This window comes from Pseudomonas sp. NBRC 100443, assembly GCF_030268185.1.
Taxonomy (GTDB): domain Bacteria; phylum Pseudomonadota; class Gammaproteobacteria; order Pseudomonadales; family Pseudomonadaceae; genus Pseudomonas; species Pseudomonas citronellolis.
Genome location: NZ_BSQE01000029.1, coordinates 12,569 through 27,960, shown reverse-complemented (window position 1 = coordinate 27,960; position 15,392 = coordinate 12,569). Strand labels below are relative to the sequence as shown.

The 15,392-nt window shown below is 65.6% G+C and carries 13 protein-coding genes; 5 read left to right on the top strand and 8 right to left on the bottom strand.

Annotated elements, in window-relative coordinates; all coding sequences use genetic code 11:
- The first annotated feature begins 10 nt into the window (after positions 1 to 10).
- The 4 genes from QSJ95_RS28495 to QSJ95_RS28480 all read left to right on the top strand — a co-directional run bounded on the left by QSJ95_RS28495 (position 11) and on the right by QSJ95_RS28480 (position 4,021).
- Positions 11 to 1,042: a Rieske 2Fe-2S domain-containing protein gene (locus tag QSJ95_RS28495; protein ID WP_285646919.1), complete on the top strand. Its 1,032-nt coding sequence runs from the start codon at positions 11 to 13 to the stop codon at positions 1,040 to 1,042.
- Positions 1,039 to 1,476, top strand: a complete 438-nt coding sequence (locus tag QSJ95_RS28490) for a RidA family protein (protein ID WP_116426065.1) — start codon at positions 1,039 to 1,041, stop codon at positions 1,474 to 1,476. The genes QSJ95_RS28495 and QSJ95_RS28490 overlap by 4 nt, the downstream gene beginning before the upstream one ends.
- Positions 1,473 to 2,429 carry a PDR/VanB family oxidoreductase gene (locus tag QSJ95_RS28485; RefSeq protein WP_285646917.1) on the top strand — a complete coding sequence of 319 codons (957 nt, stop codon included), beginning with the start codon at positions 1,473 to 1,475 and terminating at the stop codon, positions 2,427 to 2,429. The genes QSJ95_RS28490 and QSJ95_RS28485 overlap by 4 nt, the downstream gene beginning before the upstream one ends.
- Before the next feature lie 356 nt (positions 2,430 to 2,785).
- A complete protein-coding gene (locus QSJ95_RS28480; protein ID WP_285646916.1) occupies positions 2,786 to 4,021 on the top strand; it encodes a putative porin in 1,236 nt (411 codons plus the stop codon).
- Between the two features lie 43 nt (positions 4,022 to 4,064).
- Here the strand turns inward: QSJ95_RS28480 and QSJ95_RS28475 are convergent, their stop codons facing one another.
- The 3 genes from QSJ95_RS28475 to QSJ95_RS28465 all read right to left on the bottom strand — a co-directional run bounded on the left by QSJ95_RS28475 (position 4,065) and on the right by QSJ95_RS28465 (position 6,859).
- On the bottom strand, positions 4,065 to 4,262 hold the full coding sequence (locus QSJ95_RS28475) for a hypothetical protein (protein ID WP_285646915.1): 198 nt from the start codon (positions 4,260 to 4,262) through the stop codon (positions 4,065 to 4,067).
- A 692-nt stretch (positions 4,263 to 4,954) separates the two neighbouring features.
- The gene (ssb, locus tag QSJ95_RS28470; protein WP_009617188.1) at positions 4,955 to 5,452 is read right to left on the bottom strand and encodes a single-stranded DNA-binding protein; all 498 of its coding nucleotides are present in this window, start codon (positions 5,450 to 5,452) and stop codon (positions 4,955 to 4,957) included.
- A gap of 18 nt (positions 5,453 to 5,470) precedes the next feature.
- Positions 5,471 to 6,859 (bottom strand): MFS transporter, encoded by a 1,389-nt coding sequence (locus QSJ95_RS28465; RefSeq protein ID WP_043273422.1) that lies wholly within the window; start codon positions 6,857 to 6,859, stop codon positions 5,471 to 5,473.
- A gap of 210 nt (positions 6,860 to 7,069) precedes the next feature.
- On the opposite strand from QSJ95_RS28465, the gene uvrA reads away from it, so the two are divergent.
- Positions 7,070 to 9,925 (top strand): excinuclease ABC subunit UvrA, encoded by a 2,856-nt coding sequence (gene uvrA / locus QSJ95_RS28460; protein WP_116426070.1) that lies wholly within the window; start codon positions 7,070 to 7,072, stop codon positions 9,923 to 9,925.
- A 304-nt stretch (positions 9,926 to 10,229) separates the two neighbouring features.
- Here the strand turns inward: uvrA and katG are convergent, their stop codons facing one another.
- From katG to rpsD, 5 genes are all read right to left on the bottom strand, one after another.
- Positions 10,230 to 12,374 carry a catalase/peroxidase HPI gene (katG, locus tag QSJ95_RS28455; protein ID WP_009617185.1) on the bottom strand — a complete coding sequence of 715 codons (2,145 nt, stop codon included), beginning with the start codon at positions 12,372 to 12,374 and terminating at the stop codon, positions 10,230 to 10,232.
- Positions 12,375 to 12,634: 260 nt separating this feature from the next.
- On the bottom strand, positions 12,635 to 13,099 hold the full coding sequence (bfr, locus tag QSJ95_RS28450) for a bacterioferritin (protein ID WP_009617184.1): 465 nt from the start codon (positions 13,097 to 13,099) through the stop codon (positions 12,635 to 12,637).
- A 202-nt stretch (positions 13,100 to 13,301) separates the two neighbouring features.
- Positions 13,302 to 13,691, bottom strand: a complete 390-nt coding sequence (gene rplQ, locus QSJ95_RS28445; protein ID WP_009617183.1) for a 50S ribosomal protein L17 — start codon at positions 13,689 to 13,691, stop codon at positions 13,302 to 13,304.
- Between the two features lie 43 nt (positions 13,692 to 13,734).
- Positions 13,735 to 14,736: a DNA-directed RNA polymerase subunit alpha gene (locus tag QSJ95_RS28440; RefSeq protein ID WP_009617182.1), complete on the bottom strand. Its 1,002-nt coding sequence runs from the start codon at positions 14,734 to 14,736 to the stop codon at positions 13,735 to 13,737.
- 22 nt (positions 14,737 to 14,758) lie between these two features.
- On the bottom strand, positions 14,759 to 15,379 hold the full coding sequence (rpsD, locus tag QSJ95_RS28435) for a 30S ribosomal protein S4 (protein WP_009617181.1): 621 nt from the start codon (positions 15,377 to 15,379) through the stop codon (positions 14,759 to 14,761).
- Positions 15,380 to 15,392 lie beyond the last annotated feature (13 nt).

The following is a 15,392-nucleotide window of genomic DNA, read 5'->3' as shown; positions in this document are numbered from 1 at the left end:
AACGAGAAAAATGACCGCGCAACTGACCGTCGATCCTGTCGAGAAGATCCTGGCCAATGGCCTGAAGAACCTCTGGTTCCCCGTCCTGCCTTCGCAACTGCTCGGCGACAAGCCGCTGTCCATCCGCCGCCTGGGCTACAAGATCGCCCTCTGGCGCGACAACGATGGCAGCGTCCACGCCCTGGAGGACCACTGCCCGCACCGCGGCGCGCCGCTGTCCCTCGGCCCGGTGCTGGGCGACCGCCTGCAATGCCCCTACCACGGCGTGGAAGTGCGCTGCGACGGCACCGTCACCAAGGTCCCCGGCAGCCCCGGCTGCAAGCTCGAAGGCAGCCGCCCGACGCGCATGTTCCACGTCCGCGAGGCGGCCGGCGCGATCTTCCTCTACAACGCCGCCGCCCCACACCTGGAAAGCCCGCCGGAGCTGGTGCTGCCCGAGCAGCTGACCTCGCCCGAATGGAGCAGCTTCATCTGCTACACCGAGTGGCGCGGCGACTACCGCTACGTCATCGACAACGTCATGGACCCGATGCACGGCACCTACCTGCACAAGATGTCCCACTCCATGAGCGAAGGCGCGGCCAGCGCCAAGTTCGTCACCCGCGACACCGAGCAGGGCTTCTTCTTCGAGAAGGAAGGCCAGCGCGGGGTGAACTTCGACTGGACCGAGTTCGTCGACAACGGCTGCCACTGGCTGCGCCTGGAAATCCCCTACCCGAAGACCGGCGGCCCGGGCGGCAACTTCACCATCGTCGGCAGCTACACGCCCAGCAGCCCGCAGCTGTGCGCGGTGTTCCACTGGCGCTGCCGGCCGCTCACCGGCTGGCAGCGCGACACCTGGCGCTTCCTCTACAAGAACCGCCTGGAGGCGCGCCACTGGGCGGTGCTGGAGCAGGACCGGGTGCTGCTGGAGCACATGGAGCCGGACGCCAACCAGCGCGAGAACCTCTACCAGCACGACCTGGGCGTGGTGCGCATCCGCCGCTACCTGAAGAGCAAGGCCAAGGAACAGCTGGAACTGATCGAGGCCAGGCAGCTATGAACGCAGTCGTCCGGGTACGGGCCGAGGCGCTGGCGGAAGCGCCCGGCGCCAGTTGGTCCAACGCCCTGCGCATCGGCAACGAAGTGGTGATGTCCGGGATGACCGGGCATCCCGCCACCCGCGAGGCCGCCGAGCGCGGCGCGCCGCTGGGCGTCTACGAGCAGACGCTGCTGGTGCTGGGCAAGTGCCGGGCGCTGGTCGAGGCCGCCGGCGGCCACGTCGGCAATCTCTACCGACTGACCGTCTACGTCACCGACATCGCCGCCAAGGACGAAGTCGGCCGCGCCCGTCGCGACTTCTTCGCCGGCCAGGCCTGCTACCCCACCTCCACCCTGGTGGCAGTGAGCGGCCTGGTGTTCCCCGAACTGCGCGTCGAGATCGAGGCCAGCGCGCGCCTGGACGTCGACCTGCGCACCGCCGAGGTACAGCCATGAGCAACGCAACCATCCCGGCGCTGGTGCACACCCTGCGCCACGAGGCCGAAGGCATCATGAGCGTGGAACTGCGCCCCTCGGGCGACACCCGGTTCCCGCCGTTCGAGGCCGGTTCGCACATCGACCTGCACCTGCCCAACGGCCTGGTGCGCAGCTACTCGCTGCTCAACTCGCCGAGCGACCAGGGGCGCTACGTGGTCGGCATCCTCCGCGACCGCAACAGCCGCGGCGGCTCGCGCTGGGTGCACGACAACCTGCGCGTCGGCACCCAGCTGCAGATCTCCGCGCCGCGCAACAACTTCGCCCTGGACGCCGACGCCAGCCACAGCGTTCTGGTGGCCGGCGGCATCGGCATCACGCCGATCTACTGCATGTTCCGCCAGTTGCTCGCCCTCGGCCGCTCCGCAGAACTGATCTACTGCGCGCGCTCGCGCCGCGAGGCCGCGTTGCTGGAAGAACTGCGCGGCCTCGACGCCCGGGTGCAACTGCACTTCGACGACGAGAAAGGCCTGCCGCCGGACCTCGCCACCTACCTGGCCGAGCGCCCCGCCGACGCGCACTTCTACTGCTGCGGCCCGACGCCGATGCTCGACGCCTTCGAACGCACCTGCGAGGCCCTGGGCTACCCCAACGCGCACATCGAACGCTTCGCCGCCGTCGAACAGGCCGCCGCGGAAGATGCCCTGGACAGCTACGAGGTGGAGCTGCGCAAAAGCGGCAAGCACCTGCGCATGGAAGCCGGCATGGTGCTGCTGGACGTGCTGCTGGAACAGGGCTGCGACCTCGACTACAGCTGCCGCGAAGGCGTCTGCGGCTCCTGCGAGGTCAAGGTGCTGGAAGGCGAGGTGGACCACCGCGACGGCGTGCTGACCAAAGCCGAGCGCGCCGCCAACCAGTCGATGATGGTCTGCGTTTCCGGCTGCCGCAGCCGGCGCCTGGTGCTCGACCTGTAGCCTTCCCTCGCCTTGCGCAAAACGGCAGCCCCAGGGCTGCCGTTTTCGTTTCTGCCGGCGTTTCCCAACGCACCGGATTCGCCCCTCGCGCCCCACGTCTGGGCATCCGCGTAACACCGATACGGGGGCGTTTCACGGGTGGTTCAAACGCCTGCGTTTCACCAATAACACATTGATATAAATAGGAAATATATAGAAAAACAGCCTCCCCTCCATGGCATGGAAACTGCTCTTCTCCTCGGGCAGGAAATTGAAACGTTGATTCATACAAGAAACAAAAACGACCAGCCTTCGTGAAGCTGCGTGCGGCCCTGCTGGCCCACTTCCGAGGCTGCCTTTTCCGAGGTGACGCTTCCATGTCGAGACCCACCCTGCTGGCCGCATTCGCGCTGGCACACGCTCCGCTGCTCTTCGCCACCGAGCCCGGCCCGGCGCCGACCATCAGCCAGGGCATGCAGAACAAGCCCTTCCCGCACATCTCCTGGCGCAGCGAGGACGGCGACGCCAGCCTGGACGTCGGCGGCGCGCTGCGCGCCAACTACCGCTACGAAGACTGGGACAGCAGCATCAACCGCCCGGCGCGCTGGCTGTTCGACACCTTCCGCCTGGACGTGCAGGGCCGCTACCAGCAGTTCAGCCTCGACGCCGGCTACTGGTTCCAGGACCGCAACAAGCGCGCGGTGGACCGCGCCTACCTCGGCTACCGCTTCGACGAGCGCGCCGACCTGCAGGTGGGCGCGCCGGCCAGGCCCTTCGGCCTGCTGCCCTACCCGCAGTTCGGCTGGAGCTACCACATCCCGTTCTTCCTCGGCTTCGGCGTGAATACCGGCACCGGCCTGAAGTACGGCTACAAGGACAGCGACTGGGATTTCCAGGCCGCCTACTACCCGCGCATGCTGCCGTCGAGCATCCGCTACGCCCCGGAAGTCGGGCGCTACGCGGACCTCAAGGACAACGCCATCCCGGCGCTGCACGGCCGCCAGGACAACGAGAAGCGCGACCAGGTCAACCTGCGCCTGGCGCGCAGCTTCCAGGCCGGCGACTGGAACAACGAGGTGGGTGCTTCCCTGGCCGCCTCGCGGCTGTACAACGCCACCACCGACGACAACGGCAGCTTCTGGGCGGCCGGCGCCCACGGGGTGTTCAAGAACGGCCCCTGGACGATCTCGACCCAGGCGATCCGCTACGAATACGACCCGAAGAACCCCAGCGGCGTCAGCGACGATTCCGTGCTCATGGGCGGCAACGGCCTGACCCCGGCCTTCCTGGTGGCGGCCAAGGGCAGCATCGGCGGGCTCAACGTCGGCTACGACCTCGCCACGCCCTGGCTGGGGCCGGTGAAGAAGGTGAAGCTGTACAACGACTACAGCCGGCTGTGGAAGGACAGGAGCGGCTGGGACGACTCGCAGATGTACACCGCCGGCATCCAGTTCTTCGCCCTGCCGGTGATGGCCTGGCTGGACTTCACCTGGGCGCGCAACGCCAACCCCTGGGGCGGCGCGGAGAACGGCACGGGCTGGACCTCGACCACCTCCTCGGGCAGCAACGACTGGTACTTCCGCACCAACCTGAACATCGGCTACTACTTCTGAGCCGGGCGGCGGGGCCAGGCCGGCGCCTGGCCCCGCGGGCCGCTCAGAACCGCTCCGCGTCCCGCGCGTGGCGCTGCACCTCTTCCCGCTCCAGGTTCTCGCGGTAGGCGTGGGCCTCCTGCTCGCTGTGGAACACGCCGACCAGCAGGCCCTGCTGGTGCACGTCCCAGCAGCGCCGGCCGAGGGCACGGAATTCGCGGGATTTGTGGTCTTCGTCGCGCTCAGTGACAACTACGCTCATGGGTTCTTCTCCGTTGTTTGACTTGCATCAAGGCGGAGTCAGAATCACTTAATTAGCCAGCTAACGAAATAGCCGAGTCAGCAAAGGTTTTTTGCGAAAAACGTGGGGAACGCGAGGCAATTGCCGTACCCACCGCGCCGGGGCGCTTTTCGTAGGATGGGTCGAGCCTGCGAAACCCATGCGGCGATGGCGATGGGTATCGCTTCGCTCAACGCCATCCTACGAGGTGTCGATAGCCGGACGATCCGGCGCGGATCGCGGATGAGATCCGCTACGCCGCCCCACCCGTGCCATTCCCATGTAGGAGCGCGCCCTGCGCGCGAAATCGCGGGCAGGGCCCGCTCCTACAATTTGCTGTGAGGTATGGAGTTTCCTCGTAGGAGCGGACCTTGTCCGCGATAGCCGGAGGTTCCGGCGCGATTCGCGGATGAGATCCGCTCCTACGCCGCCCCACCCGCGCCATTCCCATGTAGGAGCGCGCCCTGCGCGCGAAATCGCGGGCAGGGCCCGCTCCTACAGGTTGCCGGCAGGCACGGCATGCCTCCCCCCGTAGGAACGGACCTTGTCCGCGATAGCCGGACGCCCCGGCGCGGTTCGCGGGCCGAGCCGGCAAGACTGCCGACGCTCTGCAGGCATGAAAAAAACCGGCATCCCCTGGGGGAATGCCGGGCTTTTTCGGACCTGTCCGACGCTTAGAACGGAATGTCGTCGTCGAAGCTGTCGTAGTCGGCGGCCGGTTGCGGGGCCGGGGCGGCCTGTTGTTGCGGCGCCGGGCGCGGGGCCTGTTGCGGGCGCTGCTGGGGTTCGCGCGGCGCGCGCGGGGCGTCGTCGCCACCGGCGCCCGGACGGCCGCCGAGCAGTTGCATGTTACCGTTGATGTCTACCACGATCTCGGTGGTGTAGCGGTCCTGACCGTCCTGGCCCTGCCACTTGCGGGTGCGCAGGCTACCTTCGACGTAGATCTGCGAGCCCTTGCGCACGTACTCGGCGACGATCTCCGCCAGGCGGCCGAAGAACACCACGCGGTGCCATTCGGTACGTTCCTGCTGCTGGCCGGTCTGCTTGTCCTTCCAGCTCTCGCTGGTGGCCAGGGTGACGTTGGTCACCGCATTGCCGTTGGGCAGGTAGCGGGTTTCCGGATCGCCACCGACGTTACCAACCAGAATGACTTTGTTAACCCCACGGGCCATGACGCTCTCCTAAAGGCTTCAGCACGTCGCCGGCTCGACGCCTGCCAGGCGTTCGAGGGACGTGCGATCCACTTGTTGGGAATCTACTTTGACATAAGCGGCGGCCTCTTCGGCGACCACCATCACATCGCTCACACCGGGCAATGCCTTGAAACGCTCGGCCAACGAGGCATCGCCCAGCGCCTCGTCGGACAGGGGCAGGCGGATGCTCGTTACATACGGCGGTTCGCGCATGGTAACAGCAATCGCGAGCCATATGGCAGCCAGCACGGCGCAGCCGATGAACACCCCGTCCAACCCGCCGTGCTGGAACATCCAGCCGCCGAGGATGCCGCCCACGGCGGCGCCGAGGAACTGGCTGGTGGAGTACACGCCCATCGCCGTGCCCTTGCCGCCGGCCGGCGAGACCTTGCTCACCAGAGACGGCAGCGAGGCTTCCAGCAGGTTGAACGCGGTGAAGTAGACGACGATGCCGAACAGCAGTTCCTTCAGGCTGTATCCGAATTCCCAGAAGAACAGCTCGCAGAGCATCAGGGTGGCCACCGCACCGGCCAGCACGCGCTTCATCTGGCGCTTCTTCTCGGCGTAGATGATGAACGGCACCATGCCGAAGAAGCCCACCAGCAGCGCGGTCAGGTAGACCCACCAGTGTTCTTCCTTGGGCAGCCCGGCGCGTTCCACCAGGGCCAGCGGCAGAGCCACGAAGCTGGCCATGAGGATCGCGTGCAGCACCAGGATGCCGGCGTCCAGTCGCAGCAGCTCGGCGTTCTTCAGGGTCGGCAGCAGCGCCTGGCCGGCGACGCTGGACTCACGGTGCTGCAGGCGGTGGTCCGGCGTCGGCACGAAGAACAGGATCATCAGCAGGCCGACCAGGGCCATGCCGGCGGTGAACCAGAACAGCCCGTGCAGGCCGAACAGGTGCGTCAGCACGGGGCCGGCGACCATGGCCACGGCGAAGGACACGCCGATGCTCATGCCGATGGTGGCCATGGCCTTGGTGCGGTGCTGCTCGCGGGTCAGGTCCGAGAGCATCGCCATCACCGCCGCGGAGATCGCCCCGGCGCCCTGGATCACCCGCCCGGCGATCACGCCCCAGATGCTGTCGGCGTTGGCCGCCACGGCCGCGCCGAGGGCGAACACCAGCAGCCCGACGACGATGATCGGCCGGCGGCCGATGCGGTCGGACAGGGTGCCCAGGGGAATCTGCAGGATGGCCTGGGTCAGGCCGTAGGCGCCGATGGCCAGGCCGATCAGCGCCGGGGTCGCGCCGGCCAGGTCCTGGCCGTAGGTGGCCAGGACCGGCAGGACCATGAACATGCCGAGCATGCGGAACGCGAAGACCAGGGAAAGGCCGACGGCCGCGCGGGTTTCGGTGCCACTCATGCGCTCAGTGTGGGTGTCGTGCATAAGTCCCTCAGGGGAATGACTGGAGCGGGCTGTGCTTCTTGCCCCCGCAATGGCGTGCCCATCCGTTCCCGGATGGCCGGCTGCCGCCGACGCCGAAAAATAGCCGGGCATTCTAGCAGCCCAGCCGCCGGAGGCACAGACGCGCCACTTTGCCGCGTACTGCCGGGGAAACGTATACTCAACGGTTTTCGCCCGCCATGCGAGGCCGCTGTGGACAAGATCCTCATCCGTGGGGCACGTACCCACAACCTGAAGAACATCGACCTGACCCTGCCGCGCGACAAGCTGATCGTGATCACCGGCCTGTCCGGCTCCGGCAAGTCGTCCCTAGCCTTCGACACGCTCTACGCCGAAGGCCAGCGCCGCTACGTGGAATCCCTGTCGGCCTACGCCCGGCAGTTCCTCTCGATGATGGAAAAACCCGACGTCGACACCATCGAGGGCCTGTCGCCGGCCATCTCCATCGAGCAGAAGTCCACCTCGCACAACCCGCGCTCCACCGTGGGCACCATCACCGAGATCTACGACTACCTGCGCCTGCTCTACGCCCGCGTCGGCATCCCGCGCTGCCCGGACCACGACATCCCGCTGGAGGCGCAGACCGTCAGCCAGATGGTCGACCAAGTGCTGGCGCTGCCCGAGGGCCGCCGGCTGATGCTGCTGGCCCCGGTGATCCGCGAGCGCAAGGGCGAGCACCTGGCGGTGTTCGACGAAATGCGTGCCCAGGGCTTCGTCCGCGCGCGGGTCGACGGCAAGCTCTACGAGCTGGACGAGCTGCCCAAGCTGGACAAGAAGCAGAAGCACTCCATCGACGTGGTGGTGGACCGCTTCAAGGTCCGCGGCGACCTGCAGCAGCGCCTGGCGGAGTCCTTCGAGACGGCCATCAACCTGGCCGACGGCATCGCCCTGGTCGCCCCCCTTCCCGACGAAGACGACAAAAAGCAGGGCGATGAAGGCGAGGAGATGATCTTCTCCGCGCGCTTCGCCTGCCCGGTGTGCGGCCACTCCATCAGCGAGCTGGAACCCAAGCTGTTCTCCTTCAACAACCCCGCCGGCGCCTGCCCCACCTGCGACGGCCTGGGCGTGAAGCAGTTCTTCGACGCGCGCCGGGTGGTCAACGGCGAACTGACCCTGGCCGAGGGCGCCATCCGCGGCTGGGACAGGCGCAACGTCTATTACTTCCAGATGCTCGGCTCGCTGGCCGCGCATTTCGGCTTCAGCCTGGAGGTGCCCTTCCAGGAACTCTCGCCCGAGCACCAGAAGTTCATCCTCGGCGGCTCGGGACGCGAGAACGTCGAGTTCCGCTACCTCAACGACCGCGGCGACATCGTCAAACGCGCGCACCCCTTCGAGGGCATCCTGCCGAATCTGGAGCGCCGCTACCGCGAGACCGAGTCCATGACCGTGCGCGAGGAGCTGGCCAAGTTCCTCAGCACCCAGCCCTGCCCGGACTGCCACGGCACCCGCCTGCGCCGCGAGGCGCGCCACGTGTGGGTGGGCGACAAGACGCTGCCGGCGGTCACCGCGATGCCGGTGGGCGAGGCCAGCGAATACGCCGCCGGCCTGACCCTGACCGGCCGCCGCGGCGAGATCGCGGCGAAGATCCTCAAGGAAATCCGCGAGCGCCTGCAGTTCCTGGTCAACGTCGGCCTCGACTACCTGACCCTCGACCGCAGCGCCGACACCCTGTCCGGCGGCGAGGCCCAGCGCATCCGCCTGGCCAGCCAGATCGGCGCGGGCCTGGTGGGGGTGATGTACATCCTCGACGAGCCCTCCATCGGCCTGCACCAGCGCGACAACGAACGCCTGCTGGCCACCCTCACCCACCTGCGCAACCTGGGCAACACGGTGATAGTGGTGGAGCACGACGAGGACGCCATCCGCCTCGCCGACTACGTGGTCGACATCGGTCCCGGCGCCGGCGTGCATGGCGGGCAGATCGTCGCCGAGGGCACGCCCGAGCAGGTCATGAGCCACCCGGACTCGGTCACCGGCAAGTACCTCTCCGGCCGCCAGAAGATCGTGGTGCCGGCGCAGCGCACGCCGCGCAACAAGAAGCAGCTGCTCAAGCTCAAGGGCGCGCGCGGCAACAACCTGCGCAACGTCAACCTGGAGCTTCCGGTCGGCCTGTTCACCTGCGTTACCGGCGTGTCCGGCTCGGGCAAGTCGACGCTGATCAACAACACCCTGTTCCCGATCACCGCCACCGCGCTGAACGGCGCCACCAGCCTGGAAGTCGCGCCCTACGATTCTTTCGACGGCCTGCAGCACCTGGACAAGGTGGTGGACATCGACCAGAGCCCGATCGGCCGCACGCCGCGCTCCAACCCGGCGACCTACACCGGCCTGTTCACGCCGATCCGCGAGCTGTTCGCCGGCGTGCCGGAGGCCCGCTCGCGCGGCTACGGCCCGGGGCGCTTCTCGTTCAACGTCAAGGGCGGCCGCTGCGAAGCCTGCCAGGGCGACGGCGTGATCAAGGTAGAGATGCACTTCCTGCCGGATATCTACGTGCCCTGCGACGTCTGCAAGGGCAAGCGCTACAACCGCGAGACGCTGGAGATCCGCTACAAGGGCAAGAGCATCACCGAGGTGCTGGACATGACCATCGAGGACGCCCGCGCGTTCTTCGACGCCGTGCCGGCCATCGCCCGCAAGCTGCAGACGCTGATCGACGTGGGCCTGTCGTACATCAAGCTGGGGCAGAGCGCGACCACCCTGTCCGGCGGCGAGGCGCAGCGCGTGAAGCTGTCCCGCGAGCTGTCCAAGCGCGACACCGGCAAGACCCTGTACATCCTCGACGAACCGACCACCGGCCTGCACTTCGCGGACATCCAGCAACTGCTCGACGTACTGCACCGCCTGCGCGACCACGGCAACACGGTGGTGGTGATCGAGCACAACCTGGACGTGATCAAGACCGCCGACTGGCTGGTCGACCTCGGCCCCGAGGGCGGCTCCAAGGGCGGCCAGATCATCGCCAGCGGCACGCCGGAGCAGGTGGCGGAGATGGAGGCCTCGCACACCGGGCGCTTCCTCAAGCCACTGCTGGAACGCGATCGGGCCTGACCGCTGAAAGGGGCTGTCCGTGCCCCCGGGGCGTCCGGGGGCCGGTGAGTCCAACATGGCAATGTCATAGCCTGGGCGGCGTAGGAGCGAGCGTAGCTTTTCGTAGGATGGCGTTGAGCGAAGCGATACCCATCACCGATGGCCGCATGGGTTTCGCAAGCTCAACCCATCCTACGAAAAGCACCTCGAAGCAGCCGGCAACCCACATGAAAATGCCGCTTCCCCGTAAAAGGGAAACGGCATTTTCTTTCAAGTGGCCACTGCTACCGCCAAAGCGGCGCCTTTTCTTCCCAGCCCAAGAACATCAGGCCAGATCGAAGCGGTCCAGGTTCATCACCTTGGTCCAGGCGGCGACGAAGTCCTTCACGAACTTCTCCTTGGCATCGCTGCTGGCGTAGACCTCGGCCAGCGCCCGCAGCACCGAGTGCGAACCGAAGATCAGGTCGGCACGGGTAGCGGTCCACTTCAGCTCGCCGCCCTTGCGGGCCCGGCCCTCGAAGACCTCCGCGGAGCCGTCCACCGGCGCCCAGACGGTCCCCATGTCCAGCAGGTTGACGAAGAAGTCGTTGCTGAGCACGCCGGGCCGGTCGGTGAACACGCCGTGAGCGCTACCGTCGTAGTTGGCCCCCAGCATGCGCAGGCCGCCGACGAGCACGGTCATCTCCGGAGCGGTCAGGGTCAGCAGCTGGGCCTTGTCGACCAGCAGTGCCTCGGTGGACGCGCCGGGATTGGCGCTCTTGTAGTTGCGGAAGCCATCGGCGATGGGTTCGAGCACCTCGAAGGACTCGACGTCGGTCTGGTCCTGACGGGCATCCGCGCGGCCCGGTGCGAAGGGCACCTCGATGTTCACGCCGGCAGCCTTGGCGGCCTGCTCGACGCCCACGTTGCCGGCCAGCACGATCACATCGGCCAGCGAAGCCTTGCCGGAGAACCGCTGGATCTCGTCGAGCTTGGCCAATACCTTGGCGAGCTGCTGCGGATTGTTGACCTCCCAATCCTTCTGCGGCGCCAGGCGAATGCGCGCGCCATTGGCGCCGCCGCGCTTGTCGCCACCGCGGAAGGTGGAGGCCGAGGCCCAGGCGGTGGACACCAGCTCGGCGATCGACAGGCCGGACTCGGCGATCTTCGCCTTCAGGTCGGCGATGTCCGCAGCGCTCGGGTTGTGCGTGGCCGGCGGCAGCGGGTCCTGCCAGATCAGGTCTTCCTTCGGTACTTCCGGGCCGAGGTAGCGGGCCTTCGGCCCCATGTCGCGGTGGGTCAGCTTGAACCAGGCGCGGGCGAACGCATCGGCGAAGGCCTGCGGGTCATCGAGGAAGCGCTTGGAGATTTTCCCGAATTCCGGATCGAAGCGCAGCGTCAGGTCGGTGGTGAGCATGGTGGGCTTGCGCTTCTTCGACGGATCGAAGGGATCGGGGATGATCTCCGGCGCATCCTTGGCGACCCACTGGATGGCCCCGGCGGGCGAGCGGGTCTGTTCCCATTCGTACTTGAACAGGTTCTCGAAGAAGAAGTTGCTCCACTGGGTCGGCGTTTGCGTCCATACCACCTCGATGCCGGAGGTGATGGCGTCGGCGCCGACGCCAGAGCCATAGCTGCTGGCCCAGCCCAGGCCCTGCTGCTCGAGGGGGGCGTCTTCCGGGGGAGCGCCGACGTGGTCCGCCGAGCCGGCACCGTGGGTCTTGCCGAGGGTGTGGCCACCGGCGATCAGGGCGACGATCTCTTCGTCGTTCATCGCCATATTGCCGAAGGTCGCACGGATGGCGGGCGCGGCCGACAACGGGTCACCGCTGGCATTGGGGCCTTCGGGGTTCACATAGATCAGGCCCATCTCGGTGGCCGCCAGGGGGTTCTTGGCCAGGGCCTCGGGGTCGCGGTGGACGAGCCAGGTCTTCTCGTCGCCCCAGTTGACGTCGTTGTCCGGCTCCCATACGTCTTCGCGGCCGGCGCCGAAGCCGAAGGTACGGAACCCCATGCTTTCCAGGGCCACGTTGCCGGCGAGCACCATCAGGTCGCCCCAGGAGATCTTCTGGCCGTATTTCTGCTTGATCGGCCACAGCAGGCGCCGCGCCTTGTCCAGGCTGACGTTGTCCGGCCAGGAGTTCAGCGGGGCGAAGCGCTGTTGGGCGCGGCCCACGCCGCCGCGGCCATCGGCGATACGGTAGGTCCCGGCGGCGTGCCAGGCCATGCGGATCATCAGGCCACCGTAGTGGCCCCAGTCGGCCGGCCACCATTCCTGGGAGTCGGTCATCATGTGCTTCAGGTCGGCCTTCAGGGCCGAGTAGTCGAGTTTCTTGAACTCGTCGCGGTAGTTGAACTTCTCACCCAACGGGTTGGATCTTTCCGAATGCTGGTTCAGTAGGTCCAACTTCAGTTGATTCGGCCACCAGTCCTCGTTGGTAGTACCGCCACCAGCAACATAATGGAACGGGCATTTCGATTCATTCGACATTGCTTTCTCCTTTGTCCTCATCGGGTCGGTCTGGTCGACAGCTGCCGACGGTGGATTAAGACTAGTACCGCTCCGCTGGGGGGACCAATTTATGAAAAGCAACGGCACGATAGTTTTTGTCTCTTAGCAGAACCGTGCGCGATAGCCTCCCGAACAACGGAAATACAGCACCGGAATCCTCCCCCTGGCGCGCCTGGTGGAAACAAAAAAGCCCCTGCGACCGATAGGCGCGAGGGGCTTCTTTCATTGCAGACGAAACCTCATATCTGCGACTGCAGGTAGTTCTCCAGGCCCATCTTGGCGATCAGCCCGAGTTGCTGCTCCAGCCAGTAGGCGTGGTCTTCCTCGGTGTCGGCCAACTGGACCTTGAGCATGTCGCGGCTGACGAAGTCCTTGTGCTGTTCGCACAGCGCGATGCCCTTGGCCAGGGCCGCACGCACCTGGCGCTCCAGCTTGAGGTCGGCTTCGAGCATTTCCGGCACGGTACGGCCCGGGTGGATATCGTCGGGACGCATGCGCGGCGTGCCCTCCAGCAACAGGATGCGGCGGATCAGGGCGTCGGCGTGCTGGGTTTCCTCTTCCATCTCGTGGTTGAGGCGCTCGTAGAGCTTGGCGAAGCCCCAGTCCTCGTACATGCGCGAGTGGATGAAGTACTGGTCGCGCGCGGCCAGCTCGCCGGTCAGCAGGGTATTGAGGTAGTCGATTACTTCAGCATGGCCTTGCATCAGTCAGCTCCATGAGTCCGGTGAATAATTGAAGAGAATTTGGTCCTCGACGACCATGACCCGCATCAATTCGAGGATAGTCCCGCCGGCGCGAGAGTGCCTTGCAAGACGCGCGGATCCTGGGCCGAAGGGAACGAGATACATTTCCAGCGGGCAATAAAAAACCGGGCCTGAGCCCGGTTTTTCATGAGTGGCGTTCGCCTTACTCAGCAGCTTCGACCGCTTCGCCGCCGACAGCACGATCAACCAGCTCGACGTACGCCATGGGGGCGTTGTCGCCAGCGCGGAAACCGCACTTGAGGATGCGCAGGTAGCCGCCCGGACGGTTGGCGTAGCGCTTGCCCAGCTCGTTGAACAGCTTGCCTACGGCAGCTTTCGAACGGGTACGGTCGAAAGCCAGACGACGGTTGGCGACGCTGTCTTCCTTGGCCAGGGTGATCAGCGGCTCGGCAACGCGACGCAGTTCCTTGGCCTTGGGCAGGGTGGTTTTGATCAGTTCGTGTTCGAACAGCGACACAGCCATGTTCTGGAACATAGCCTTGCGGTGCGCGCTGGTGCGGCTCAGGTGACGACCACTTTTACGATGGCGCATGGTTCAATTCCTTTCCAAACTTTACGTTCGGTAGCTACGACGATCAGGCAGTAGCCTTGTCGTCTTTCTTAAGACTTGCCGGCGGCCAGTTGTCGAGGCGCATACCGAGGGACAGACCGCGAGAGGCCAGAACGTCCTTGATTTCGGTCAAGGACTTCTTGCCCAGGTTCGGAGTTTTCAGCAGCTCTACTTCGGTGCGCTGGATCAGGTCACCGATGTAGTAGATGTTCTCCGCCTTCAGGCAGTTGGCCGAACGAACGGTCAGCTCCAGGTCATCGACCGGACGCAGCAGGATCGGATCGATCTCGTCTTCCTGCTCTTCAACGACGGGTTCGCTGTCGCCCTTGAGGTCCACGAACGCTGCCAGCTGCTGTTGCAGGATGGTAGCGGCGCGACGGATAGCCTCTTCGGGGTCCAGGGTGCCGTTGGTTTCCAGATCGAGGACCAGCTTGTCCAGGTTGGTACGCTGTTCGACACGGGCGTTCTCGACCACGTAGGCAACACGACGCACGGGGCTGAACGAGGCGTCGAGCTGCAGACGGCCGATGCTGCGGCTTTCGTCTTCATCGCTCGAGCGGGCATCAGCCGGCTCGTAGCCACGGCCACGAGCGACTTTCAGCTTCATGTTCAGCGCGCCGTTATCGGCCAGGTGGGCGATAACATGGTCACCGTTGACGATCTCGACATCATGATCCAGCTGAATATCGGCAGCGGTCACCACACCCGAGCCCTTTTTCGCCAGGGTCAGCGTCACTTCGTCACGGCCGTGCAGCTTGATGGCCAGACCTTTCAGGTTGAGCAGGATTTCGATGACGTCTTCCTGAACACCTTCGATCGCCGAGTACTCGTGGAGTACGCCGTCGATCTCGGCCTCGACCACTGCACAGCCAGGCATGGAGGACAACAGGATGCGACGCAGCGCGTTGCCCAGGGTATGGCCGAAGCCACGCTCGAGAGGCTCGAGCGTGATCTTGGCGCGGGTTTGGCTGACCACCTGCACATCGATGTGGCGGGGGGTCAGGAACTCATTTACCGAACTCTGCATGGATGCACCTATTTTCTAGCCCTTACTTGGAGTAGAGCTCGACAATCAGGTTTTCGTTGATGTCGGCGGACAGGTCGGCACGAGCCGGAACGCTCTTGAAGGTACCGGCCTTCTTGTCGGTGTCCACTTCGACCCACTCAACGCGACCGCGCTGGGCGCACAGTTCGAGGGCTTGAGCGATACGCAGCTGGTTCTTCGATTTCTCGCGAACAGCAACGACGTCGCCGGCCTTCACCTGATAGGACGGGATGTTGACGGTCTGACCGTTCACGCTGATGGTCTTGTGGGACACCAGCTGACGGGATTCCGAACGGGTGGAACCGAAGCCCATACGATAGACGACGTTGTCCAGACGGCATTCCAGCAGTTGCAGCAGGTTCTCACCAGTGGAGCCCTTGCGGCGGGAAGCCTCTTGGTAGTAGCCACGGAACTGACGCTCCAGCACGCCGTAGATGCGGCGGACTTTCTGCTTCTCACGCAGCTGCAGACCGTAGTCGGACAGACGGCCACGGCGAGCGCCGTGCTGGCCAGGAACCTGTTCGGCCTTGCACTTGGAGTCGAGCGCGCGAGCGCCGCTCTTCAGGAACAGGTCGGTGCCTTCACGGCGAGACAGTTTGCATTTGGGACCAATGTAACGAGCCATTTCTCACTGTCTC